The organism is Aestuariivita boseongensis (assembly GCF_001262635.1).
In the GTDB taxonomy this organism is placed as follows: Bacteria; Pseudomonadota; Alphaproteobacteria; order Rhodobacterales; family Rhodobacteraceae; genus Aestuariivita; species Aestuariivita boseongensis.
The window spans coordinates 1-23,655 of sequence record NZ_JXYH01000031.1; the positions used below are offsets into that span (position 1 = coordinate 1).

General features: G+C 61.9%; 31 protein-coding genes. 16 read left to right on the plus strand and 15 right to left on the minus strand.

The annotated features are described in order from the left end of the window. Both TR61_RS12500 and TR61_RS19940 read left to right on the plus strand, forming a co-directional pair. A partial coding sequence (locus TR61_RS12500; RefSeq protein WP_245626884.1) for a toprim domain-containing protein occupies nucleotides 1-788 on the plus strand: 788 nt, incomplete at its 5' end. A 267-nt stretch (nucleotides 789-1,055) separates the two neighbouring features. Continuing rightward, the gene (locus TR61_RS19940) at nucleotides 1,056-1,325 is read left to right on the plus strand and encodes a KH domain-containing protein (RefSeq protein WP_157440904.1); all 270 of its coding nucleotides are present in this window, start codon (nucleotides 1,056-1,058) and stop codon (nucleotides 1,323-1,325) included. 79 nt (nucleotides 1,326-1,404) lie between these two features. Here TR61_RS19940 and TR61_RS12510 read toward each other — a convergent pair whose 3' ends face one another. Beyond that, the gene (locus tag TR61_RS12510; RefSeq protein WP_050930418.1) at nucleotides 1,405-1,929 is read right to left on the minus strand and encodes an REP-associated tyrosine transposase; all 525 of its coding nucleotides are present in this window, start codon (nucleotides 1,927-1,929) and stop codon (nucleotides 1,405-1,407) included. Nucleotides 1,930-2,050: 121 nt separating this feature from the next. On the opposite strand from TR61_RS12510, the gene rpiB reads away from it, so the two are divergent. Next, complete coding sequence (rpiB, locus tag TR61_RS12515; protein ID WP_050930419.1) at nucleotides 2,051-2,479, plus strand: ribose 5-phosphate isomerase B; 429 nt, start codon at nucleotides 2,051-2,053, stop codon at nucleotides 2,477-2,479. Between the two features lie 96 nt (nucleotides 2,480-2,575). Here rpiB and TR61_RS12520 read toward each other — a convergent pair whose 3' ends face one another. Continuing rightward, nucleotides 2,576-2,890, minus strand: a complete 315-nt coding sequence (locus TR61_RS12520) for a hypothetical protein (protein ID WP_050930420.1) — start codon at nucleotides 2,888-2,890, stop codon at nucleotides 2,576-2,578. 74 nt (nucleotides 2,891-2,964) lie between these two features. On the opposite strand from TR61_RS12520, the gene TR61_RS12525 reads away from it, so the two are divergent. Genes TR61_RS12525 through TR61_RS12535 form a run of 3 tightly spaced genes read left to right on the plus strand, consistent with a single transcriptional unit; the run spans nucleotide 2,965 to nucleotide 4,938 of the window. Further along, nucleotides 2,965-3,717: a hypothetical protein gene (locus tag TR61_RS12525; RefSeq protein WP_050930421.1), complete on the plus strand. Its 753-nt coding sequence runs from the start codon at nucleotides 2,965-2,967 to the stop codon at nucleotides 3,715-3,717. 58 nt (nucleotides 3,718-3,775) lie between these two features. Further along, on the plus strand, nucleotides 3,776-4,180 hold the full coding sequence (locus tag TR61_RS12530; protein ID WP_050930422.1) for a PaaI family thioesterase: 405 nt from the start codon (nucleotides 3,776-3,778) through the stop codon (nucleotides 4,178-4,180). Nucleotides 4,181-4,239: 59 nt separating this feature from the next. Then, nucleotides 4,240-4,938, plus strand: a complete 699-nt coding sequence (locus tag TR61_RS12535) for a hypothetical protein (protein ID WP_050930423.1) — start codon at nucleotides 4,240-4,242, stop codon at nucleotides 4,936-4,938. Between the two features lie 9 nt (nucleotides 4,939-4,947). On the opposite strand, the gene TR61_RS12540 is transcribed toward TR61_RS12535, so the two are convergent. The 3 genes from TR61_RS12540 to TR61_RS12550 are packed head-to-tail and all read right to left on the minus strand — an operon-like array spanning nucleotide 4,948 to nucleotide 6,204. After that, a complete protein-coding gene (locus tag TR61_RS12540; RefSeq protein ID WP_050930424.1) occupies nucleotides 4,948-5,349 on the minus strand; it encodes a c-type cytochrome in 402 nt (133 codons plus the stop codon). A gap of 5 nt (nucleotides 5,350-5,354) precedes the next feature. Next, nucleotides 5,355-5,771, minus strand: a complete 417-nt coding sequence (locus TR61_RS12545) for a c-type cytochrome (protein WP_157440905.1) — start codon at nucleotides 5,769-5,771, stop codon at nucleotides 5,355-5,357. A 28-nt stretch (nucleotides 5,772-5,799) separates the two neighbouring features. After that, on the minus strand, nucleotides 5,800-6,204 hold the full coding sequence (locus TR61_RS12550) for a c-type cytochrome (RefSeq protein WP_050930425.1): 405 nt from the start codon (nucleotides 6,202-6,204) through the stop codon (nucleotides 5,800-5,802). A 98-nt stretch (nucleotides 6,205-6,302) separates the two neighbouring features. Here TR61_RS12550 and TR61_RS12555 point away from each other — a divergent pair, with 98 nt between their 5' ends. From TR61_RS12555 to TR61_RS12565, 3 genes are all read left to right on the plus strand, one after another. Further along, nucleotides 6,303-6,737, plus strand: coding sequence for a DMT family transporter (locus tag TR61_RS12555; protein ID WP_050930458.1), 435 nt, complete (start codon nucleotides 6,303-6,305; stop codon nucleotides 6,735-6,737). A 74-nt stretch (nucleotides 6,738-6,811) separates the two neighbouring features. Then, nucleotides 6,812-7,054 (plus strand): CDGSH iron-sulfur domain-containing protein, encoded by a 243-nt coding sequence (locus TR61_RS12560; RefSeq protein ID WP_050930426.1) that lies wholly within the window; start codon nucleotides 6,812-6,814, stop codon nucleotides 7,052-7,054. 64 nt (nucleotides 7,055-7,118) lie between these two features. Beyond that, nucleotides 7,119-7,517 carry a thiol-disulfide oxidoreductase DCC family protein gene (locus TR61_RS12565; RefSeq protein ID WP_050930427.1) on the plus strand — a complete coding sequence of 133 codons (399 nt, stop codon included), beginning with the start codon at nucleotides 7,119-7,121 and terminating at the stop codon, nucleotides 7,515-7,517. Here the strand turns inward: TR61_RS12565 and TR61_RS20390 are convergent. The 4 genes from TR61_RS20390 to TR61_RS12580 all read right to left on the minus strand — a co-directional run bounded on the left by TR61_RS20390 (nucleotide 7,490) and on the right by TR61_RS12580 (nucleotide 9,108). Continuing rightward, the gene (locus TR61_RS20390; RefSeq protein WP_082181956.1) at nucleotides 7,490-7,750 is read right to left on the minus strand and encodes a DUF6455 family protein; all 261 of its coding nucleotides are present in this window, start codon (nucleotides 7,748-7,750) and stop codon (nucleotides 7,490-7,492) included. The genes TR61_RS12565 and TR61_RS20390 overlap by 28 nt on opposite strands. Continuing rightward, entirely contained in the window at nucleotides 7,747-8,019 is a 273-nt protein-coding gene (locus TR61_RS12570; protein ID WP_157440906.1) for a DUF6455 family protein, read from the minus strand. Before TR61_RS12570 ends, TR61_RS20390 begins: the two co-directional genes overlap by 4 nt. After that, the gene (locus tag TR61_RS12575; protein ID WP_050930429.1) at nucleotides 8,016-8,279 is read right to left on the minus strand and encodes a DUF6455 family protein; all 264 of its coding nucleotides are present in this window, start codon (nucleotides 8,277-8,279) and stop codon (nucleotides 8,016-8,018) included. The genes TR61_RS12570 and TR61_RS12575 overlap by 4 nt, the downstream gene beginning before the upstream one ends. A gap of 109 nt (nucleotides 8,280-8,388) precedes the next feature. Beyond that, nucleotides 8,389-9,108: a M48 family metalloprotease gene (locus TR61_RS12580; RefSeq protein WP_050930430.1), complete on the minus strand. Its 720-nt coding sequence runs from the start codon at nucleotides 9,106-9,108 to the stop codon at nucleotides 8,389-8,391. Between the two features lie 123 nt (nucleotides 9,109-9,231). On the opposite strand from TR61_RS12580, the gene TR61_RS12585 reads away from it, so the two are divergent. The 4 genes from TR61_RS12585 to TR61_RS12600 all read left to right on the plus strand — a co-directional run bounded on the left by TR61_RS12585 (nucleotide 9,232) and on the right by TR61_RS12600 (nucleotide 11,974). Then, the gene (locus TR61_RS12585; protein WP_050930459.1) at nucleotides 9,232-9,477 is read left to right on the plus strand and encodes a hypothetical protein; all 246 of its coding nucleotides are present in this window, start codon (nucleotides 9,232-9,234) and stop codon (nucleotides 9,475-9,477) included. A gap of 13 nt (nucleotides 9,478-9,490) precedes the next feature. Then, nucleotides 9,491-10,594, plus strand: coding sequence for a class II histone deacetylase (locus tag TR61_RS12590; RefSeq protein WP_050930460.1), 1,104 nt, complete (start codon nucleotides 9,491-9,493; stop codon nucleotides 10,592-10,594). A 112-nt stretch (nucleotides 10,595-10,706) separates the two neighbouring features. Beyond that, complete coding sequence (locus TR61_RS12595) at nucleotides 10,707-11,285, plus strand: nitroreductase family protein (protein ID WP_050930431.1); 579 nt, start codon at nucleotides 10,707-10,709, stop codon at nucleotides 11,283-11,285. Beyond that, nucleotides 11,270-11,974, plus strand: coding sequence for an EI24 domain-containing protein (locus TR61_RS12600; RefSeq protein WP_050930432.1), 705 nt, complete (start codon nucleotides 11,270-11,272; stop codon nucleotides 11,972-11,974). The genes TR61_RS12595 and TR61_RS12600 overlap by 16 nt, the downstream gene beginning before the upstream one ends. Before the next feature lie 26 nt (nucleotides 11,975-12,000). Here the strand turns inward: TR61_RS12600 and TR61_RS12605 are convergent, their stop codons facing one another. Further along, on the minus strand, nucleotides 12,001-12,279 hold the full coding sequence (locus TR61_RS12605; RefSeq protein WP_050930433.1) for a DUF1467 family protein: 279 nt from the start codon (nucleotides 12,277-12,279) through the stop codon (nucleotides 12,001-12,003). 63 nt (nucleotides 12,280-12,342) lie between these two features. Then, the gene (gene mce / locus TR61_RS12610; RefSeq protein WP_050930461.1) at nucleotides 12,343-12,747 is read right to left on the minus strand and encodes a methylmalonyl-CoA epimerase; all 405 of its coding nucleotides are present in this window, start codon (nucleotides 12,745-12,747) and stop codon (nucleotides 12,343-12,345) included. Nucleotides 12,748-12,885: 138 nt separating this feature from the next. Here mce and TR61_RS12615 point away from each other — a divergent pair, with 138 nt between their 5' ends. Beyond that, nucleotides 12,886-13,605, plus strand: coding sequence for a response regulator (locus TR61_RS12615; protein ID WP_050930434.1), 720 nt, complete (start codon nucleotides 12,886-12,888; stop codon nucleotides 13,603-13,605). Here the strand turns inward: TR61_RS12615 and TR61_RS12620 are convergent, their stop codons facing one another. Then, nucleotides 13,606-14,322: a GNAT family N-acetyltransferase gene (locus tag TR61_RS12620; protein ID WP_050930435.1), complete on the minus strand. Its 717-nt coding sequence runs from the start codon at nucleotides 14,320-14,322 to the stop codon at nucleotides 13,606-13,608. Between the two features lie 42 nt (nucleotides 14,323-14,364). Beyond that, nucleotides 14,365-16,140, minus strand: coding sequence for an aspartate--tRNA ligase (aspS, locus tag TR61_RS12625; protein ID WP_050930436.1), 1,776 nt, complete (start codon nucleotides 16,138-16,140; stop codon nucleotides 14,365-14,367). A gap of 329 nt (nucleotides 16,141-16,469) precedes the next feature. Between aspS and TR61_RS12630 the strand changes: the two genes are divergently transcribed. After that, a complete protein-coding gene (locus TR61_RS12630; RefSeq protein WP_245626885.1) occupies nucleotides 16,470-17,672 on the plus strand; it encodes an SAM-dependent methyltransferase in 1,203 nt (400 codons plus the stop codon). Between the two features lie 28 nt (nucleotides 17,673-17,700). Here the strand turns inward: TR61_RS12630 and bchJ are convergent, their stop codons facing one another. Continuing rightward, the gene (gene bchJ, locus TR61_RS12635; protein ID WP_050930438.1) at nucleotides 17,701-18,303 is read right to left on the minus strand and encodes a bacteriochlorophyll 4-vinyl reductase; all 603 of its coding nucleotides are present in this window, start codon (nucleotides 18,301-18,303) and stop codon (nucleotides 17,701-17,703) included. Continuing rightward, on the minus strand, nucleotides 18,296-19,960 hold the full coding sequence (gene bchE, locus TR61_RS12640) for a magnesium-protoporphyrin IX monomethyl ester anaerobic oxidative cyclase (protein ID WP_050930439.1): 1,665 nt from the start codon (nucleotides 19,958-19,960) through the stop codon (nucleotides 18,296-18,298). The genes bchJ and bchE overlap by 8 nt, the downstream gene beginning before the upstream one ends. A 326-nt stretch (nucleotides 19,961-20,286) precedes the next feature. Between bchE and carB the strand changes: the two genes are divergently transcribed. Further along, a complete protein-coding gene (gene carB / locus TR61_RS12645) occupies nucleotides 20,287-23,616 on the plus strand; it encodes a carbamoyl-phosphate synthase large subunit (RefSeq protein ID WP_050930440.1) in 3,330 nt (1,109 codons plus the stop codon). The last annotated feature ends 39 nt before the right edge of the window (nucleotides 23,617-23,655 follow it).

The window sequence follows — 23,655 nt, forward strand, 5'->3', positions numbered from 1 at the left end:
TCATCCTGCGCGCCGAAGAACGCATTCGCCGCCGCCAGGAAAAGGAAACCGCCCGGAAATCCGCGACCAAGAAGCTCCGCCTGCCGGGCAAACTGGTCGATTGTTCGCAAAACGCGCGAGAGGGCACCGAGCTGTTCATCGTCGAAGGCGACAGCGCGGGCGGCTCCGCCAAAATGGCCCGCGACCGGAAAACCCAAGCCCTCCTGCCGCTCCGGGGCAAGATCCTGAACGTGCTGGGGGCGGCGTCGAACAAACTCAGCTCAAACGCCGAAATCTCCGACCTGACGCAGGCTCTGGGCGTGGGGCTGGGCACCAAATTCAACATCGACGATCTGCGCTATGATAAGGTCATCATCATGACGGATGCCGATGTGGACGGCGCCCATATCGCGTCGCTGCTGATGACGTTCTTCTTCACCCAGATGCGCCCGATGATCGACGCAGGGCATTTGTACCTCGCCTGCCCGCCCCTCTTCCGCCTGACCCAAGGCGCCAAACGCGTCTATTGCCTGGACGAGGCCGAACGCGATCAGTGGCTGGAAAAAGGGCTGGGCGGCAAAGGCAAAATCGACGTCTCCCGCTTTAAGGGGTTGGGAGAGATGGATGCTAAAGACCTCAAGGAAACCACGATGGACCCCGCCTCCCGCAAATTGATCCGCGTCACGATTGACGAGGACGAGCCAGGCGAAACCGGCGATCTGGTGGAGCAACTGATGGGGAAGAAACCGGAATTGCGGTTCCAGTATATTCAGGAGAACGCCCGGTTTGTGGAGGAGTTGGATGTTTGAGGGGCGCAGTATAGTTTGAGCCAGACTCTGGTCGAAAAGATGTTGCCAGCTCGATTACTAACGAGCATAGGAATCTATTTGCAGTCTGCAGCTCACCTAGAGTTGGCGATATGGCAAATTGTGATGTTAGCCGAAGGTATTGACGAGACATCCAATGACCAACTTATCCAAACGCTAGAATTCAAGAAAATAACTCAAAAACTCATAAGCAGATTGCGAAAGTGTTCACGCAAGTGCCATGCACCCGTCGGCTTAAGGATCCACTTGTTGGCTAACAAAATTGCTGATGGCGTCGAAAACAGAAATCTTGCAGCGCATGGGGCGTTTTTTATCGACGATAAGACTGATGGGATTAGGGTCGCGCACTATTTTCCCAGAGGCAAAGGCAACGACCGCCGGTGGTTCGAGTATCAGGAGGCTATTTCAGAGCGCGCAATAAGAGTTGCGCTTGAAGAAATTGACCAACTGTTACGCGAAGCCGTCGAGATTCGTTCGGTTTTAGAAAGCAAGCGTAGGGTGGGTGCCAACCCACCATAACCCCGCCGACCCAATGCCGCGCCATCGGTGGGTTAACACCCACCCTACATCGTTCCGCCCCGGTGGGTTCGCACCCACCCTACTCTCCGAAATTCCCGTCGGCGCATGTGCCTGCCCATTCCGACGACACGCGCCCCAACCGGATATCCCGGTGGATCGACGAATACGGCCAATCAATCGCCCGCGCGACATATCCATGTTTTACCGGATTGCCCCAACAATATTCCACGTGCCGCGCATAATCCGTCTCGTCTTGCACCAAATGCTCCCAAAACCGGCGCTGCCACACGCCGCGTTCACCCTTCCGCGCTTTGCTCGAACTGCACCGCCCAACCCGTCCCGACCGCTTGGTGAACGCCGTCTTGATCTCCTTCCACCGGGTCGAAAAATCGCTGTCGCCCTCGGGCATCGTCCAAACCGCGTGCAAATGATCCGGTAAAACCACCATTGCATCGATGTGAAACGGGCGAGCGCCGCGCACCTCCGCCACCGCCGCGCGCAACACGTCCACATCCTCGACCAAGGCGCGCGACCGCCGGTCCGCCAAGTTTACCGTAAAGAAATACGTGGCCCCCGGCACACGCGCCCGAATGTACTGCGACATGCCACCCGATAATCGCGGAACGGTTAATCAAACGTGTAGGGTGGGTGCCAACCCACCATTCCCGGTTTACCCGATGCGCACGGTGGGTTAGCACCCACCCTACAACAACGCCGGAAAACCCATGCCCCGCATCGTCCTCTCCTCCGACCACGCCGCCATCGACCTGCGTCAGGCCATCGCAGCGCACCTAAAAACCCAAGGCCACGAGGTCACCGATATCGGCCCCACCACCTCTGAAAGCACCCATTACCCGATCCATGGCAAAGCCGCCGCTGAACAGGTGGCCGTAGGTAAGGCTGATCTGGGCATCATCCTTTGCGGCACAGGCCAGGGCATCATGATGGCCGCGAACAAGGTTCCCGGTATCCGCTGCGGGGTCTGTTCCGACACGTTCTGCGCCCGCATGATCCGGGAACACAACAACGCCAACATGCTCGCCATCGGCGCGCGGGTCGTGGGTGAGGGGCTGGCGTTCGACATCGTCGACGCGTTCCTCAACGCGGAATTCGAAGGCGGCCGCCACGCAACCCGCGTCGACATGATCGAATAAGGCGGGACGTGTGCCGCCATCCCCTCCAAAGGGGGTACAAAACGCACAATCGCCCGCCTGAACCTTGTACAAAATGCACAAGAATCCCCTGTGCGCCTACTCCATGGGGTATTCGCGCACCTCACCGGCGGCGTTGTCGATTTCCATGAACATGTTGTAAAGCCGCAGCTTCGGCGGCACCCCGGTGCGTTTGGTAAACGCCTCGATCCAGGCGGCGTTGTGCCCCTCCTCCGCCGCATCCCGCGTTTCCCACACATAGACACCCAGAACCTTTGGGCCATCGGTCACAAAATGCTTTCGGATCAATCCCTTAAAGCCCTTCCAGCGGGGGATCGTGCTGCGCCCGTCCTCCAGCAGATCATCATCGGAAAAGCCCTCAGGCCGGTCAAATTCCACGATTTCTATGAACATAACGCCCCCCTTTCACACAGCATTGTTGCGCGCCCTGTCTTGCCCGGCAAGCCCTTGCATGCCTAAGCTGCCCCATGATGTTTATCGCGGAAAATCAACTACTTCTGATCGCCCTGTTCTTCGTCTCAGGCTGCCTCGGCACCGCTCTGATCTTCCGCCAACCGGCCGAGGCGCGGGCCTGGAAATACGCCGATCTGCTCTGGGTCGTGCTGGGCGGGTTCGGCGCGATTACTGCTGTGATTGCAGGGGTTTACCAGACGGACAGCTCCCGTCTCGACCGTCAGATCGACGTGGCCTACGCCGCCACCGCCGCCTTTGATCGCGACGCCGCGCGGTTCCGCCTGCGCTATTGCCAGACGCCCGCCGACGCCCAGACCGCGCTTTTTTGCGAGCGGACCGATTTCCTCTCGGCCTCCACCGCCAGCAATGCCGACCTGCCGCTGTTCATCTCCATCACCGAGGCCGCCCGCCCCCTCAGCGGTTTGCATTTCGTCTTGGGCAGTTCGGGCTCTGACATGGATCTGGCCGACATGCAGGAGGAGGTACAAGCCTTTGATCCCGCAGAGTTTCTTGTCTTCACCGCGCAGGACGACGCGACCCGCGCGGCCATCACCACCCTGCGGGACAGACGGCCTGCAGTGGCGGCGGATTACCAGGTTCTGGCCACGTCCTACGAGGCGCTGATCACCCAGGTCGCCCGGCTGAAAGAGGAATGGGAATTCCTGCAAGCCAATGCCGGGATCCTGCTCCTGCAGATTGCCGCGCTGTGCATGGTGGCCTTCGCCGCCCCCTTCCGGCTGGGCAAGTCCCTGGCCGAAATGCGCTGAGACGATCCCGCGCAATTCCGCCATTGCCTGATGGCGCGCGCTGCGCCACTCTCGCCCCATGACACCGCAAGGCATCCAAACCATTCTGGACGAGAACTTTGCCCCATGGGTCAAGGCTCTGGACATCGAAACCCTTGAAACCGCTCAGGATTACAGCCTTTTCCGCATGCCGCTCAGAGATCATCTGGCGCGCGTGGGCGGGATCGTCAGCGGCCAGGCGCTGGCGGCGCTGGCCGACACGACGATGGTTCTGGCCGCAATCGCACGGGCTGGAGAGCTGAAGCTCTACGCCACGACCAACCTCGACACGCAATTCCTGCGCCCCGGCGTGGGCAGCGCGATCCTGTGCAAGGCGATGATCGTGCGCTCGGGCAAGGCGCTGCTGTTCGCTCGCGCCGAGATGAGCGAAGAGACCAGTGGGAAGCTGATCGCCACCGCCAATGCCACGCTCTACGCCCCCTAAGCACGCGGCCCGCGTCGATAGGTCTTGATTTCGCCGCCACTTGCAGGCCCAATCGGCCCATGCGCCTGCGTTCCCTGATATCCCTCGCCGCGATCTGTGCGATACTGCTGATCAGCGGCTGCGGTCGCCCGCTGACCGAGACGGAACGCGCCTTTGCCCAGAAAATCCACGGGCCCGCCGTCGATCTGGACCGGGTGCGCGTGGCCAAAGGGGCGCTGGTGGGCTCGGTCACGTTCAAACGGCCTGCGCGCCCGCGCGTGACCTGCCGCGAACGCATCCTGCCACCGCCGAAATCCGATATCGTCACCTCCCGGCCCGCAGCGGTGGTGCTATTCAACCGCATCCATTTCACCAAGGACTGGTATCTGGAAGACTATATGCCCAGGTACCCCGAGCGGCTTCATCTGATCGAGGCGATGCTGCTGGCCCATGAGATGACCCATGTCTGGCAATGGCAAAACCGCGCCACCACCGGATATCACCCGCTGAAGGCCGCCGCCGAACATAGCCGCAGCGACGATCCCTATCTGTTCGACGCCACGGTCGACCATGATTTTCTGGACTATGGCTATGAACAGCAGGGCGCGATCGTCGAGGAATATGTCTGCTGCCGTGCCCTTGCCCCCGAGGCGGCGCGCACCAAGCGGCTGCATGCGATGCTGGAGCAGGCCTTTCCCGTCGCCACCCTGCCCCAGTCCCGCGCCCATGACGTGGTCCTGCCATGGAAAGACGCGGAGTTGCGGGGCATCTGCGACTGAGGCGCGGCGTTACTCCTGGATATCCTCCAGATAGGCGAGAAGCGCCGCCAGCGGGCGTGGCGTCGGGGTGAGCGTGCCGTCGATATCCACCGGTACCAGCGGGCCGGTCAGTTCAGCTCCGAATTCAGGCATCACTTCGCCCGCATGTGACCCGCGCGAGAACCCGTCGATCTGCGACAGCACCGCCGCGCGGGGAAACTCGCCGCCATTGCGCGCGGAAATCCGCGAGAGGTTGGGCGCGGTCTGGCCGCCGATCAGCACCGCCTCTTCATCGGCGCGGAAGCCATGGCAGGCGGTGCAGTTATCGGCAAAAAGCTTTGCGCCCTCACGCGGCTGGGGCATTTCGTTCTGCATTGCGCAGGCGCCCAGCGCGAATGCAGTCAGCCAAAGGGCGGGATAGGTCAGTTTCATGCGGCTCACAGGTCACCTTGCAGGGATTGAAGATAGGCCACCAGATCGCTGATCGGCTCACTGGTCAGAATAGGTTGGCCTGAAGGCGCCTTGAGTGCAACATCCGGCCCCTGCTGAAAGAACTGACCATAGACAGGCATGGGACTGCCATGGCTGACCAGCGGATCACGCCCGTCGATCCGCATGACGACGCGGATGATGGGGAAAACACCGTCATTGCCCGCGCTCAGCCGGGTCAGATCGGTGGGCTGCACCAGCAGCACTCCGGCCATGGGGCCATTGCCCATGGCATCCAGCCCGTGGCAGGTGGCGCAATGCTGCAGATAGTATTCTGCACCCCGTTCGGCCTCCTGTGCGGTTGCGGGCGCACCGGCAAGGCTCAGGCAGGCCAATGCGATTGCCGCTGTCATTTTCTGTTTCATGTGCCTCTCCTTGGGTGTTGTGCTGTACTTATTGGCTTTGCAGGTCGTTCACGTAATCGGTCAGCGCCACCAGTGCCGATGGTGTCGGTATTCTCTCTCCGGTCGCCGGGTCGGTCCAGAGGACGTCAGGGCTTTCCAGCAGGCTGCCGAATTCCGGCATCAAAGCATGCAGGTTCTGCCCGCGATAGCCGTGAATCACCGCGATCACATCCGCAGCTGGGAAAACCCCGTCATTGCGCGCCGCGATCTGAGTCAGATCCGCGGGCGCACGCGGCAGAGCGGCCGCTTCAGGGCCGTCGCCGCGCCCCTGAGCCCCGTGGCAGGCCGCGCAGTTGCGCGCGAACAGCTTTGCCCCCTCGGCCCGCGGAACAGGGGCGCAGGTGGCAAGCCCTGCCAGGGCCAGATAGGGGATGGACATCATCAACAGGCGCATCTGATGGTCTTTTTGTTCGCTCGCGTCGGTTCAAGCTTGCCCAGAGCGGCGCGGCTCACCATGATCCAGATCAAACATCCCAGATGCAGGAATTCGCCATGGCGCATTATGCCATTATCATGCTGATCGCAGGAATGGGCATTCCCCTTCTGGCCGCCCTGAACGCGGCTTTGGGTCAACATATGGGCTCTCCGGCGGCGGCGGCGGCGATCCTGTTCGTGGTGGCTCTCAGCGTAGGTGCGACCGCGGCTGTGGTCACAGGGCCTGCGGCTTTGCTGAAGGCCGTTGATGCGCCCCGACACCTGTTTCTGGGGGGCGCGCTGGTGGCATTCTATGTGCTGTCGGTCACCTATATCGCGCCGCATTTCGGGGTGGGCAACGCGGTGTTCTTCGTGCTGATCGGCCAGCTGATCAGCGCGGCCGCGATCGACCATTTCGGCCTGTTCGGCGCGCAGATCAGCCCGCTGTCAATGACGCGCGCGGCCGGGATCGGCCTGATGGCGCTGGGGGTCTGGGTGACCCAGCAGGCCTAGGGCGTCAGATTTTTCGAAAAATCTGACGCGCGCTCTAGATTGACGCGGGACACAGCAAAAAGGACACCAGCCAGATGTCAGACGCCCCCATCATCGCGCAAAAAGCTCCCTTTCCTGTCGAGGTCACCAGCGGAAAAACCTATTTCTGGTGCGCCTGCGGCAAATCCAGCAAGCAGCCCTTCTGCGACGGCAGCCACAAGGACACCGAATTCAGCCCGGTGAAATACACCGCCGAGAAAGACCGCACCGTCTATTTCTGCGGCTGCAAGGCGACCGGCAAAAGCCCGATGTGCGACGGATCCCACAACGCATTGTGACAGAGCGGGCCACTGCGGCATCGCGCCTCTGTATCCGGGCGCGGTGCGGTTTATCTGAGCGGACATGACGGAAACGAATGAACATACCGCCCAGACGCGCGTGCTTTACAACGCAGAATGTCCGGTCTGCAGTTTCGAGATCGATCACTATGCCGCCTATGCGCGCAAGACCGCCCTGCCCATCGGGTTCGAGGACCTCAACAGCGGAGAACTCAGCGATTGGGGCCTGACCCGCGATCAGGCCGCGCGCAGGCTCTATGTGCTGAAAGACGGCAAGCTGGTCTCGGGCATCCCCGCCTTCCTGGTTCTGTGGGAAGACATGCCGCGATATCGCCCGCTCGCGCGGGTGATCGGCCTGCCGGGTATCCGACAGATGGCCAGCGCGGTCTATGACCACATTCTGGCCCCGCTGATCTATCGCTGGCACAAGCGGCGTCAGTTGCGCCGCAACGCCCTTAACTGATTGGTGTGAACGCAGAACGGGGGCGGTTCCGACGCGCAGCCTCCGGGCTGTTGTCCCAACCATTCCGCGCAGCGCGCGGTGCATCCGGCTCTGAAGCAGCGGACAACCATGTGGCTGTAGTCATCGGGCGTTATCTGCCCCGCGGCCATCGCATCTCCGAGATTGATACCGACGGTGCGCGCGACCGAGCGGGTCAGCCAAAAATGCTCCTCGATATCGCCCTGTATGGTCACGAGACGGCGTCCAACCTCCTGCGCTTGAGTTCTTCAAGCCGCGCCCGGTTCAGGCAGGACGCGGGCGCGCAGCCCTGACCATTGTTCCTGGCCAGCCATTCATCGCAGCGCGGACCCCAGCCACAGCCCTGACACGTTTTCACGATATCGGCCCAATCCTGCTGGCTCAGCACCCCATCGGCATGGGCGCCCACCAGGTCCAGATCGGTGGCCTGCCCCATGCGTTTGGCCCGCCAGAAATGGTCCCGCATGCGTCCAAGCGGTTTCACGATGGCTCTCCGGCCTTGAGGGATTTGAACAGATCGAGGTTCCGGCAATAGGCCGGGGGCGCGCTGCGCTCGGCCTCCTGCGCAAGCCAGCCCGCGCAATGGCCCGGATCCGAACAGCCCGTGCAGCGCAACACGGCGTCCGCCAGCTCGTCGAACTTTGCCGCACCGCTCAGAACGGCCTCCTCCAGATCGACGCCAACGGCCTGGGCCATCTGGTCCACCAATGCGGCATGGGTCTTGAGGTTTTTGGTCGTCGTCATGTCCCTCTCCCTTCAGGACGTTTGCGACGACCATATCGGCTTTCCACACCGCCTGCCCTTGATCGAGGTCAAAGCCGGTGCAGGAACAGCGCTTGCGGCGCTAGATACCCTAAAGCTGGTTCAGCGTGGCGCGCACCACCTGCATCCGCTGCGCATTGGGGGGATGGGTGCCCAGAAAGCGGTTGCCGGGATCGGGGATGCGATTGAAGAACTCCGCCCCCCGCAGCACGTTGTACCCAGCCCGGTGGGTGATGATCGTGCCAAGCTGATCCGCTTCCAGCTCGAATTCCTTGGAATAGCTGCGCGAGCCCACGAAGGCCCCGATCTGCTGGGCCGATTCCAGATCCGCCCCCGCCCCGCCGGTGAGCGACGCCAGCCCGGCAAAGATCACCGCGCCTGCAGCCGCGTTGCGCTGCTGGCGATCGATATGCCCCAGGATGTGATGCGCCGCCTCATGCCCCATGACAAAGGCCAATTCATCTGCATTCCGCGCCTGGGCGATCAGACCGATGGTGAAGGCGATGATGGGGCGGCCGTTCTCGTCCCGCGTCTGGAAGGCGTTGGGCGGCTGGTTGCGCCGGTCGTCCACAACGATCAGGTAATCGCAGTTCACCCCCCGCGTGCGGTTGCGGCACTCACGCTCGGCCACCGGTTCCATCGTGCGGACCACGCTGACGAAGGCGCGCGCGGCCTCATCCGGCGACATTTGCGGGCCAGCGGGCTGCACGCTGGGTGTTTGGCCCGCCGGGCCGGGAACAGGGGCAGGCACATCACAGGCCACAAGGCCGATCAGGGCACAAAAGGCAAAAAGGGCGCGCGCAAGCGGCATGATCTCTCCGGAACTCAGAATTCGTTCTCGTGTCGGACGATAAACATAGACCACATGTTCCACCAGATCAGATCACTAAGCCGTGCGCTTGCAAATTTCCGCGCGCCGCTTCACGGTGCGGGCATGTTTACGATCGAGCATGAATTTGACGCCACCGTCATCACCCTTGTGGACGAGGGCGAGACGCCCCTGCAGGAAGATGTCACCATCAATTCCTTCGCGGAATGCGTGACACTTGAACAATGGGATCCGCGCACGGACCGGGTGCAGAAAATCACCCTGTCGCCCGAGCAGTTGCGCGATCTGGCCGCCGCGCTGGACCTGCCTGAAGGGGTCTATGCGCTGCGCAAACCCAATGACACGGCCTGAGGGGGGGCAGACCATGGCAACCGGCTTTTTCTGGGATGAACGCTGTTTCTGGCATGGCGGCGGCAATTACGCCTTCACCCTGCCTCTGGGCGGTCTGGTTCAGCCGATGGCGGCGGGCGGCTTGCCCGAAAGCCCGGAGACCAAGCGCCGGCTGAAGAACCTGATGGATGTGACGGGGCTGACGGCGGAACTTGCCGCGCAATCCGCGCCCGAGGCGACGCGGGAAGATCTGCTGCGCGTGCATCCCGAAACCTATCTGGATGAATTCAAACGCATGTCCGACGCGGGCGGCGGCGAACTGGGCCTGCGCACGCCTTTTGCCAAGGGCGGCTATGAACATGCCGCCCTGTCGGCGGGCCTTGCCAAGGCGGCAGTTGAACAGGTCTGGACCGGGGCGCTGGACAATGCCTATGCGCTGTCGCGCCCGCCGGGGCATCACTGCCTTCCCGATTTCCCCAATGGCTTTTGCCTGATGGCCAATATCGCCATTGCCATCGAGGCGGCAAAGGCTAATCATGGCCTGGGCCGCGTGGCGGTTCTGGATTGGGACGTCCATCACGGCAACGGGACCGAGGCGATCTTCTATGACCGCGACGATGTGCTGACGATCTCGATCCATCAGGAAGGCAATTACCCCCTGGATACCGGCGCGATCACCGATCGGGGCGAAGGGGCGGGAGAGGGCTTCAACATCAACATCCCCCTGCCCGGCGGCGCGGGCGATGCCTGTTACGCGCAGGTGATGGAGCAGATCGTCCGGCCCGCTTTGGACCGGTTCCAGCCCGACATGATCATCGTTGCCTGCGGCTTTGACGGCTCGGCCATCGACCCGCTGGCGCGGATGATGCTGACCGCGGATGGCTTTGCCACGCTGACCCGGCAGATCATGGACGCGGCAGAGGCTCTGTGCGGCGGAAAGCTCGTTCTGGTCCATGAAGGCGGTTATTCCGAGGTCTATGTGCCCTTCTGCGGCCATGCCACCATCGCCACGCTTGCGGGCAGCGAGATCACCGCCCCGGATCCGCTTGAGGTCAATCTGAAAACCCGCCAGCCCAGGGGCCGCTTCGCCGATTTCCTTGAATCCGAGGTCGCGCATCTGGCGAAAGAGCTTCTCTGAACGCGACACCCGCGACTTTGGTTTGCGCGGGTCAAATCCCCGCCTGCCCCTTGAAATCCCCGCCGGGATGACCGAGATACCCAGCACAGCTGAATGTAAAAAGGCTTCACATATGCCCGACAAGAACCAGGCCGCGCTTGATTTCCTTCTTACCCGGCGGTCACGCCCGGCCAAGACGCTGCAAGCGCCCGTCCCGGACCGTGACACGCTGATGACGCTTCTGACGGCGGCCGCGCGCACGCCCGATCATGGCAAGCTGGAGCCGTGGCGGTTCATCGTGCTGGAAGGGGCCGTCTTTACCCGTCTTTCGGCTCTGGTGGCCGAGCGCGGCGCAGCCCTGGGCAAGTCCGAGGAAGACATCACCAAAGCCCAAAACCAGTTCGACATGGGCAACCTGGCCGTCGTCGTTGTCGAAAGCCCCAAACCGTCGGAAAAGATTCCCGCACTTGAGCAGACCTATTCCACGGGTGCGGTCTGTCTGGCACTGCTGAATGCGGCACTGGCCGCAGGCTGGGGGGCCAACTGGCTGTCGGGCTGGCCCTCCCACGATGCCGAGTTTTGCGCGACCGGCCTAGGCCTTGCCCCGCAGGAGCGCGTTGCGGGCATCATCCATATCGGCACTGAAAAAAGCGCCCCGCCCGAACGCCCGCGCCCGGATGTGGAGGCGATCACCGCATGGCACTCCCGGTAATCTTCTCGTCCTTCTTTGCGGCTCTGGGCCAGATGGGCGACCGTGCGTTTCGCCGCGTGCTTGTCCTGGGCATCGCGCTGACGCTGGCGCTGCTGATCGGGGCCACGGCGGGCTTGCTGACGCTTGTTCAAAGCCTTGTCACAGATGAGGTCGGCCTGCCCCTGATCGGCCCCGTGACCTGGGTGGACGATATCCTCAGCGCCTCATCGGTGCTGGTGATGCTGGTTCTGTCGGTCTTTCTGATGGTGCCGGTGGCCTCTGCCATCACGTCGATGTTTCTCGACACTGTCGCCGACGCGGTCGAAGCGCGCCATTACCCAAGACTGCCCGCCGTCAGCCCGGTGCCTTTTGCCGATGCGCTGCGCGATACGGTGAATTTTCTGGGGGTGCTGATCGCCGCGAACCTGCTGGCGATCGTGCTTTATATCATCTTCACCCCAGCCGCGCCCTTCATCTTCTGGGGTTTGAACGGCTTCCTGCTGGGCCGGGAGTATTTCACCCTGGCCGCCATGCGCCGCGTGGGCCGGGCCGGCGCGAAAGAGCTCAGGCGCAAACATTCCGGCACCATCTGGCTGGCCGGTGCATTGATGGCCATTCCGCTGTCTGTGCCCCTGGTGAACCTGGTGATCCCGATCCTGGGGGCCGCCACCTTCACCCATATCTTCCACAAGCTTGAGGGCGCGCGTTAGGCGCGCCTTTCACAGCAGGATCTGGCTCAGGGCGTGCCGCCAAACACCCGGTGGAACAGGTCGAAATCATCAACCGTCACCCAGCCCGACAGAATGATCCCCGACGTGATCGCCCAAAGCACAAAAGCCACGCAGGTTGTGATCCAGGCCTTTTTCTTCAGGTGATGATGCTCCGGCGCGCCCGCATGGGTGCCTGGCACGATATCGCCGGTATCGCCTTGCGTTTCCACACGGACGGGCAGCACGACCAGAAAGGTCATGAACCAGATCACGGCATAAAGAACCAAAGCCGATGTGATGCCCATCAAGGCCTCCTGTCATAGACGTTGCAAAAAACAGGTAGGGGCAAAGCCCGCGCCCGCAAGGGCTCAGACCTGTTCAAGCTCCACAAGGCAGCCGTTGAAATCCTTGGGATGCAGGAACAGCACCGGCTTGCCATGGGCGCCGATCTTGGGCTCTCCGGTTCCCAGCACGCGGGCGCCGGTTTCCTTCAGGTGATCGCGGGCGGCCAGAATGTCATCGACCTCATAGCAGACATGGTGAATGCCGCCCGAAGGGTTCTTTTCCAGAAACCCCTTGATCGGACTGTCTTCGCCCAAGGGATACAGAAGTTCGATCTTGGTATTGGGCAATTCGATGAAGATGACGGTCACACCGTGATCGGGTTCGTCCTGTGGCGCGCCCACCTTTGCGCCCAAAGCGGTGCGATACTGATCCGCGGCGGCCTCCAGATCCGGTACGGCAATGGCGACATGGTTCAAACGGCCGATCATCTCGGGGGTCTCCTTCATCCTGATCTCGGGCCGGTTATGGGGATTTGCACCCGCCGGGGCAAGGCCCGTCGGGCACGTTAACCTGCTGTTAGCCGAAATTGCGCCAAGCTCGACCCATCACAAGCCAAGGAGCCCTTGATGGACGATTCGGATCCCTTTGCCGCCCGCCTGCAAAAACCCACCGCCGCGCGCCCGCTTTTGGGCCTGACCATCCTTCTGGTCGAAGACAGCCGATATGCGTCCGAAGCGATGCGCCTTCTGTGCCTGCGCAGCGGTGCGCGCATCCGACGCGCCGACAGCCTGCGCGCTGCCCGCCGGCATCTGCAGGTCTATCGCCCCTCTGGCGTGGTGGTCGATCTGGGTCTGCCCGACGGGTCGGGCCTTGATCTGATCGCCGAACTGGATCAGGCTCATCCCCGCGTTGGCGTGCTGCTGGCCTGCTCCGGGGATGACGTGTCCGAACAGGCCGCACTCGCGGCAGGCGCTGACGGGTTTCTGGCCAAACCCATCCACAGCCTCGCCATCTTTCAGGAGGCAATCCTGTCGCGCCTGCCCGCCGATCAGCAGCCCTCCGGCCCCCGCAGCCTGAATGACGAGGCGATTGACCCCGACCCGATGGCCTTCCGCGACGACATGGCTCACGCGGCCGAGGTGCTGACCGATACCAGCGATGAAAAGATGCTGGATTACGCCGCGCAATTCATCGGCGGTGTGGCGCGCAGCGCGGCGGATGACGCTTTGGCTCTGGCCGCGCGGCAACTGGCGGAAACCCGCGCCATGGGCCGGCCTGTCACCGCCGATGCGGCGCGGGTGGCGGGGCTGGTTCAGGAACGGCTGCAGCGGAAATGGGCGATGTGATCAAAGCACGGGGTCAGAGGCCACGCGCACCAGCTGTGTAAGATCGCTCAACCGCTCAACCTGCCGCCCGTGTGCGTCGAAATTCGCGGGTGACAGCCACATGGTGAAGGCCTCGCGCAACGCGGGCCATTCGCTGTCGATCGCAGCAAACCACGCCGTGTCGCGGTTGCGCCCCTTGATCACGGCGGCCTGACGGAAGACGCCCTCGTAACTCAGCCCCAGCCGCTGCGCTGCCCGCCGCGACGCGATATTCAGCGCGTTGCATTTCCATTCGAACCGGCGATAGCCCGCCTCGAACGCCCAATCCATCATCAAAAACAGCGCCTCGGTCGCTGCGCGGGTGCGCTGCAATGACGGCGACATGGCGATATGGCCCAATTCGATCGTGCCGGCCTCGGGCGTGATCCGCAGGAATGACGCCACACCGCCCCAGGCGCCGCGCTCCTTGTCATAGATCGCCATGAAGAACGGATCAGGCTTGCCTTCCACATCGCGCACCCAGCGATGATACTGCGCGGCCGAGGAAAACGGCCCATAGGGCATATAGGTCCAGACCGCATCCTGCCCGTCAAAAACCCGATAGAGCAGCGCCGCATGGACATCGGCACGCAACGGCTCAAGCCGCGCATAGCGGCCCTCGCATGTCAGATCAGGATCGGGGACGGGCGGTGGGGCCCAATCCGGCACCCGCGCGCCCAAAGTCATGTCATCACTCATGGCGCGACCCTAGCCGCCTTGCAGGAAGCCGCCAAGCGGCCATTACTCCTGCGGGATGACCCGTAGACCCAGCTCCATCAGCTGATCGCTTGTGGGATCGCTGGGCGCGTTCATCATCAGGTCTTCCGCGCGCTGGTTCATCGGGAACATGATCACTTCGCGGATATTCACCGTATCAGCCAGCAGCATCACGATCCGGTCGATGCCGGCCGCACAACCGCCATGAGGCGGTGCGCCATATTGGAACGCGTTGACCATGCCGCCAAAACGCTTGCGCACTTCGGCTTCGTCATAGCCCGCGATCTCGAACGCCTTGATCATGATTTCCAGCTTGTGGTTCCGGATCGCACCCGACACCAGCTCATAGCCGTTGCACGCCAGATCGTACTGATATCCCAGAACGTCCAGCGGATCGCCGTTCAGCGCCTCCATCCCGCCTTGCGGCATGGAAAACGGGTTATGCTCAAAGTCGATCTCGCCGGTTTCTTCGTCCTTCTCATAGATCGGGAAATCCACAATCCAGGCAAAGGCGAAGCGGTCCTTGTCGGTCAGACCCAGCTCCTCGCCGATCACATCGCGCGCCTTACCCGCGACCTTTTCGAACGCAGCGGGTTTGCCACCCAGGAAAAACGCCGCGTCGCCCACATCAAGGCCCAGCTGCTGGCGGATCGCCTCGGTCCGCTCAGGCCCGATGTTCTTGGCCAAAGGCCCTGCGGCCTCCATCCCCTCGCCCTGATCGCGCCAGAAGATATAGCCCATCCCCGGCAGCCCATCTTTCTGGGCAAAGGCATTCATCCGGTCGCAGAACTTGCGCGACCCGCCCGTGGGTGCCGGGATCGCCCGGATCTGCGTGCCTTCCTGCTCCAGCAGCTTGGCGAAGATCGCAAAGCCCGAGCCGCGAAAATGCTCCGACACATCCTGCATCTTGATCGGGTTGCGCAGATCGGGCTTGTCGGTGCCATACCACAGGGCCGCATCGCGATAGGAAATCTGCGGCCAGTCGGTGTCGACCTTCCGGCCCCCGCCGAACTCCTCGAAAATGCCCTGCAGAACGGGCTGGATCGTGTCGAAAACGTCCTGCTGTTCCACAAAGCTCATCTCCATATCCAGCTGATAGAAATCAGTGGGCGAGCGATCCGCGCGCGGATCCTCATCGCGGAAACAGGGCGCGATCTGGAAATACTTGTCAAACCCGCTGACCATGATCAGTTGCTTGAACTGCTGCGGCGCCTGCGGCAGCGCATAGAACTTGCCCGGATGCAGACGCGACGGCACCAGGAAATCGCGCGCGCCTTCAGGGGAAGACGCGGTGATGATCGGCGTCTGATACTCCCGGAACCCGATTTCCCACATGCGCTTGCGGATCGACGCCACCACATCCGACCGCAGCGTCATGTTGCGCTGCATCACCTCGCGGCGCAGGTCCAGATACCGATAGCGCAGGCGTGTTTCTTCCGGATATTCCTGATCGCCAAACACCATCAACGGCAATTCCGACGCCGCACCCAGCACTTCCATATCGCGGATGAACACCTCGATCTCGCCAGTGGGGATCTTGGGGTTCACCAGGCTTTCGTCCCGCGCCTTCACTTCGCCGTCGATCCGGATGCACCATTCGCTGCGCAGCTTTTCGACCTCGTTGAACACGGGGCTGTCCGGGTCGCACAGCACCTGGGTGATGCCGAAATGATCCCGCAGATCGATGAACAGCACGCCGCCATGGTCGCGGACCCGGTGCACCCAGCCCGAAAGCCGCACGGTTTGGCCCACATGGGACGCGTTCAGATCTGCGCAAGTATGGCTGCGATAGGCGTGCATGAAACGTATCCTTAAACTCAGGGGATCTGCGTCGCGCCGATACACATTGGATGGGCCGGGAAGTCAACCCGATGGCGGCCTGCGCCCCGCCTCACCTGCGCGAACCCCCGCACCAAAGCCACAGGCTCATGCCAGAGCCCCGCCTGCTGCTTCTTTCTGGCTCAAAATACCCCAAAAACCCGCGTAACGCCGCCGCAAACATCGGAAAATTTGGGCCGAATCGCATTTGCCGTTAACCTTCTTCCCCAGAATCACTGTTTTTCAGGCCGCGCTGGGGTGGGCGCTTTGACAAAGGGTGAGCGAAGATGTGGACAAAATTACTTGACCGCATGGCCCGGCGTTTGATCCGCCAGGGGCAATTGACCATCACCTTTCCCGATGGGGAAACGCGCATCTATGGGCAGGGTGAGCCGCGTGCGGCCATGCAAATCCGCACGGATGCGCCGCTGAAAGCGCTCTGCATCGAGCCCGAACTGACCCTTGGCGAAGGCTATATGGACGGCTCGATCGAGATCGGCGGCAATGAAGAGCTTGAGGCGCTTCTGACGGTTCTTCTGGCCAATCGCAGGCCCGATGCCCTGCCCGCCTATGTCCGCGCGATCGACCAGTTCCGCTTTCACGCCCGCGCCTGGATCCAGCGCAACAGCTCACGATCCGCCAAGGCCAATGTCGCGCATCATTATGACATCTCGGACGATCTATACCGGCTGATGCTGGACGAGGATATGCAGTATTCCTGCGCCTATTTCCGCGATCCCTCCATGACCCTGGAAGAGGCGCAAACGGCCAAGAAACACCATATCGCCGCCAAGCTGATGATCGAACCGGGCATGCGGGTTCTGGATATCGGCTGCGGCTGGGGCGGAATGGCGCTGACGCTGGCGCGGGACTATGGCGCGCAGGTCACCGGCGTGACGCTGTCGGAAAATCAGCTTGCGACGGCGCAAGTCCGCGCGGCCAAGGCGGGGCTCTCCGACAAGATCACATTCCGGCTGATGGATTACCGCGATCTGTCCGAACGTTTCGACCGGATTGTCAGCGTGGGCATGCTCGAACATGTGGGCCTGCCGCATTACGGCGACTATTTCGGCAAGGTGGCCGACCTGCTGGATCCCGACGGCATCGCGCTGATCCATACCATCGGGCGCGTGTCACCGCCCATGTCGCACAGTCCCTGGATCCACAAATACATCTTCCCCGGCGGCTATGTCCCCTCGCTCTCCGAACTTCTGCCGGCGCTGGAACGTTCGGGCCTCTGGCAATCGGATATCGAGGTCTGGCGGATGCATTACGCTCTGACCTTACGCGAGTGGCGCAAGCGATTTGACGCCAATCTGGATACCGTGCGCGAATGGTATGACGACAGGTTCATCCGCATGTGGCGCTATTACCTGACCGCTTGCATCATGGGCTTCGAACAGCAGGAACAATGCGTTTATCACCTGCAACTGGCTCATAAGCGCGATGTGGTGCCGCTCACGCGTGATTATCTTTACCAGGAGGACGCAGCCCAGCGCCACGCAGCGGAATAGCGTTGGTCGGGGCCTATCCTGACACCTGTCACACCCGCCGCTGCTTCAGCCGCCCCGAGCAGCGGCGCAGTTCAAACCGGCAGGGATGGCCGTTCTGCGCGGTGCATTCGACCTCTTCACAGATGAAATCGGGATGCACCAGCACCTGATACAGCCGCGCGAAAACCGCCGCGTGCCAATCGCACAGCGGGTGATCGGCGGTTTCATCCCGCACCACCGGATTGTTCTCGATTTCAAAACAATATCTCGAAACCAATCGGAATTGCCCCGATCCGGCAAAAGTCCAGGCATGATCGCGGATGGCGCGGGCCAAAAGCCACGCCGCCAGCGCCGCAGGCAGACGTTTCAACAGCCATTGCGCCTTGGGCGGGATGCGATGCGCCAAGATGTAATCCGCCGTCGCGCGCCCCGCCGCCCAGGCCAGCGCAGGGGCCATATCGGGCAAAGACCGTCGCACCTCGGCATGCAGCCGCGCGGCGGGGCCTTCTGGGATCATCTCCTCGCCTGTGGGCAATTCGAAAATCCCTGCGCGCGTCAGGACTTCGGTGCGCAGCTTTAACCCGCCCAGCTGATCCAGAACCGGCACCATCTGCAGGATCGCATTGGGTCCGATCATGGCCGTCTCAGCCATCGGCGTCCTCCATCTGCTGCGATCCGCCACCGCAGGCCTTCACCTCTGCGCCGTTCGGCAATTTGAAAGACCGTTCCCGCGCGCGCTCCTTGCCTTGCGCCCGCAGGGCCTCCCGCCGCTCTGCCGCTTTCGCCGCCTTATCGGCGCTGGCTTCCCAATCGGCCATCTGCGCCTCGGCGATCTCGCGGGTTTCGTCGAAATGGAAATCGACCGAATTCTTCGTCTGCGGCCCCCAATAGCCCGCCTTGCCCAGATCATAGAATGTCCGCTGGAACCCGGCTTTCAGGAACGCATAGAGGCATCCCAACAGATACCGCCGCCGGAACCCGGTGCCACGCCAGGGGTAATGAAACAGCGCCTTTTTCATGTAAAAGCGCCGGTAATTGTTCATCACCCCGTCCAGCAGTTCCCCCCGCTCCATCGCGGCGGGTTTCATGATGGGTGTGACGAAATTGTATTTCGAAAAATCGAAGATCTCGACCTGATCCTTCAACTCCTGAAACAGCGGCGTGAAGGGCCAGGGCGTATACATCGACCAGTTCGCCAGATCCGGCTGCCAGTCCCAGGCCATCTGATAGGTTTCTTCCAAAGTCTCAGGCGTTTCGTTATCCAGCCCCACGATGAACTGCGCTTCCACCAGAATATCGGCCTCCCGCAGCAGGCGAATGGCATTCTTGTTCTCGTCGACCTTGGTTTCCTTGTTGAAGATATCCAGCTTCATCTGCGCGGCGGCCTCGGTGCCAAGGCTCACATGCACCAGCCCCGCCTTGCGGTAGAATTTCAGCAGATCGCGGTCGCGATAGATATCGGTCACCCGCGTGTTTATCCCCCATTTCACCCGGCGCGGCAGGTCACGCGCGATCAGTTCCTCGCAAAACGCGATGAATTTCTTGCGGTTAATGGTGGGTTCCTCATCCGCCAGAATGAAGAAACCGACGCCGTGGTTTTCCACCAGATCCTCGATTTCATCCACCACGGCCTTGGGATCGCGCACGCGGTAATCGCGCCAGAATTTCCATTGCGAACAGAACGAACAGGTGAACGGGCAACCCCGCGCCAGGTTCGGTATCGCCACCCGCGTGCCCAGCGGGATATAGATGTATTTCTCCCATTCCAGCACCGACCAGTCGGGCTTGATCGCTTCAAGGTCTTTCACCGTCGAGGCCGCAGGCGTCGCCACGATCTCCTCACCATCGCGGAAAGCCAGCCCCTTGATCGCGTGCCTTTCCTCGGGCCAGCTGCCATCGCGGATCGCCTCCATCAGCGCGGTGCAGATCTCTTCCCCCTCGCCGCGCACGATCACGTCGACCCAGGGCGCCTCGGACAGAACCTGTTTGTACATGAAGGTCGCGTGCACACCGCCCAAGACGCGCACCGCGTCCGGGGCGTGTTCCTGAGCCAGCCGCAAGACCTCTTCCGCCCGATAGATCGATGGTGTGATCGCCGTCACGCCCACCACATCAGGCTGCAGCGCCGCAATCTGAAGACCCAGCGACCCATCGTCGATATCGTCGGTCATCGCGTCGATGAAATGGATATCGTCAAACCCGGCTTTGCGCAGATGACCCGACAGGTACGCCACCCAGGCCGGAGGCCACGTTCCTGCAATCTCGGCCCCGCCGGATCGGTAATTCGGATGAATGAATAGAATTCGCATGTGACACTCCCTCTCGCCGGAAGTTTACACATTTTATGTCAACTCAACTTGACACACATCAAACAGGGGGCAACAAAATCGCCCCCTGTCTGAGCTTAGGTCTGAAAGCCTTCTCCCCAGAAGGCCCGCAATTGCCTGCCCAACCGCTTCACGCATCAGATGGTCTCAATATGGGGCAAATTTTGCTGACATTTGACTAAAGCTGCGCACGCACCCGCATTTCGATCCGATACGGCGCAACCTTCCCCCTTGCACATGGCGTCCCCATCCCTATAACGCAGGACAATTTGGGCGCAGGGGGTGCCCGAAACGGAAGGGTCGCTGCCATGCCAAAAAGAACCGATATCAAATCCATCATGATCATCGGCGCAGGGCCCATCGTTATCGGTCAAGCCTGCGAGTTCGACTATTCCGGCGCGCAAGCCTGCAAGGCGCTGCGCGAGGAAGGGTATCGGGTGATCCTGGTCAACTCGAACCCTGCCACGATCATGACCGATCCGGGCCTGGCCGATGCCACCTATATCGAACCGATCACCCCTGAGATCGTTGCCAAGATCATCGAAAAGGAACGCCCCGACGCGCTCTTGCCCACCATGGGCGGCCAGACCGGTCTGAACACCTCGCTGGCGCTTGAAGAGATGGGCGTGCTGGAAAAATTCGGGGTCGAGATGATTGGCGCGAAACGCGACGCCATCGAAATGGCCGAAGACCGCAAGCTCTTCCGCGAGGCGATGGACCGGATCGGGCTGGAAAACCCCAAGGCCACCATCGTCACAGCCCCCAAGAAAAACGGCAAAGCGGATCTTGAGGCCGGTGTGGCCCTGGCACTCGACGCGCTGGAAGACATCGGCCTGCCCGCCATCATCCGCCCAGCCTTCACCCTTGGCGGCACCGGCGGCGGCGTGGCCTATAACCGCGAAGACTACATCCACTATTGCCGCTCGGGCATGGATGCCTCCCCCGTGGGGCAGATCCTTGTCGATGAAAGCCTGCTGGGCTGGAAAGAATACGAGATGGAGGTCGTGCGCGACAAAGCCGACAACGCCATCATCGTCTGTTCCATCGAAAACGTCGATCCGATGGGGGTGCATACCGGCGATTCCATCACCGTGGCACCGGCGCTCACGCTGACCGACAAGGAATACCAGATCATGCGCAACGGCTCCATTGCCGTTCTGCGCGAGATCGGAGTGGAAACCGGCGGGTCGAACGTGCAATGGGCGATAAATCCCGAAGATGGCCGTATGGTCGTGATCGAAATGAACCCGCGCGTGTCGCGGTCTTCGGCGCTGGCCTCCAAGGCCACGGGTTTCCCCATCGCCAAGATCGCCGCAAAACTTGCCGTGGGGTACACGCTCGACGAGCTTGATAACGACATCACCAAGGTCACGCCGGCCTCGTTCGAGCCAACCATCGACTATGTCGTCACCAAGATCCCGAAATTCGCCTTCGAGAAATTCCCCGGATCAGAACCCTACCTGACCACCGCGATGAAATCCGTGGGCGAAGCCATGTCCATCGGCCGCACCATCCACGAGTCGATGCAAAAGGCGCTGGCGTCGATGGAATCCGGCCTCACCGGCTTTGACGAAATCGACATCCCCGGCGCACCGGACAAGGCCGCTCTCATCAAGGCCATCAGCCTGCAAACCCCCGACCGTCTGCGCACCATCGCGCAGGCCATGCGCCACGGCATGAGTGATGACGAGATCCACGCCGTCACCATGTTCGACCCGTGGTTCCTCGCCCGCATCCGCGAGATCATCGAGGCCGAAGAAGATCTGAAGAAAAACGGCCTGCCCACCACCGAAGAGGGCCTGCGGGCCGTCAAGATGCTGGGCTTTACCGACGCCCGGCTTGGAAAGCTGACCGGCCGCGACGAAGACAACGTCCGCCGAGCGCGGCACAATCTGGGCGTGACGGCCGTCTTCAAACGCATTGACACCTGCGCCGCCGAGTTCGAGGCGCAAACGCCCTATATGTATTCGACATACGAGGCCCCAATGATGGGCGAGGTCGAATGTGAGGCCCGTCCGTCAAACGCCAAAAAGGTCGTCATCCTTGGCGGCGGCCCCAACCGGATCGGCCAGGGGATCGAGTTCGATTATTGCTGCTGCCACGCCTGTTTCGCGCTGTCGGATGCGGGCTATGAGACGATCATGGTCAACTGCAACCCCGAGACGGTCTCGACGGATTACGACACCTCCGACCGGCTTTATTTTGAGCCCCTCACCTTCGAACATGTGATGGAGATCCTGCGGGTCGAACAGCAAAACGGCACGCTCCACGGTGTGATCGTGCAATTCGGCGGTCAGACACCGCTGAAGCTGGCCAATGCGCTACACGATGCCGGCATCCCGATCCTTGGCACCACGCCCGACGCCATCGACCTGGCCGAAGACCGGGAACGCTTCCAGCAACTGGTGAACGAGCTGGGCCTGAAACAGCCCAAAAACGGCATCGCCCATTCCGACCAAGAAGCCCTGGACATCGCAGGTGATATCGGCTTCCCGCTGGTGATCCGTCCATCCTACGTCCTAGGCGGCCGGGCGATGGAAATCGTGCGCGATCAGGCGCAGCTGGAACGCTATATCTCCGAGGCTGTCGTCGTCTCGGGCGACAGCCCCGTTCTGCTTGATAGCTACCTCTCCGGCGCGGTCGAACTGGACGTCGACGCGCTTTGCGACGGCGAACAGGTCCATGTCTCCGGCATCATGCAGCATATCGAAGAGGCGGGCGTGCACTCCGGCGACAGCGCGTGCTCCCTCCCGCCCTACTCCCTGCCGAAAGACATTCTCGAAGAGGTCCAGCGCCAGACCGTGTCGCTGGCCAAGGCGCTTAACGTCGTGGGCCTGATGAACGTCCAATTCGCCATCAAGGACGGCGAGGTATACCTGATCGAGGTAAACCCCCGCGCCTCCCGCACCGTGCCCTTTGTGGCAAAGGCAACCGACTCAGCCATCGCCTCCATCGCTGCACGGATCATGGCAGGCGAAAAACTCTCGGCCTTCCCGATGCGCCCGCCCTATGACGCGAACGCCTCCTACGACACCACTTTGCCCTTGGCCGATCCGATGACGCTGGCCGACCCGAACATGCCGTGGTTCTCGGTGAAAGAGGCTGTGCTGCCTTTCGCCCGCTTCCCCGGTGTTGACACGATCCTTGGCCCTGAAATGCGCTCCACCGGCGAGGTTATGGGCTGGGACCGCGACTTCCCCCGCGCCTTCCTCAAGGCCCAGATGGGCGCTGGCATGGTGCTGCCGTCGGAGGGCTGCGCCTTCATCTCCATCAAGGACGCCGACAAGACAGGCGACATGACGACCGCCGCACAAACCCTTGTGGATCTGGGCTTTACGCTGGTCGCCACACGCGGCACGCAGGCCTGGCTGGACGCACAAGGCATCCCCTGCAAACAGGTCAACAAGGTCTATGAGGGCCGCCCCGATGTCACCGACCTGATGAAAGACGGCGGCGTGCAGCTGGTGATGAACTCCACCGAAGGCGCACAGGCGGTGGAAGACAGTAAATCCATCCGCTCCATCGCGCTTTATGACAAGATCCCCTATTTCACGACGGCCGCAGCCTCCGTGGCCGCCGTGCAGGCGATCAAGGCACAGGCCGAAGGGGATGTGGGCGTGAAGGCGCTTCAGGGGTAAGCGTAGGCCGGGCTTAAGCCCGGCATACCCGCAACGACG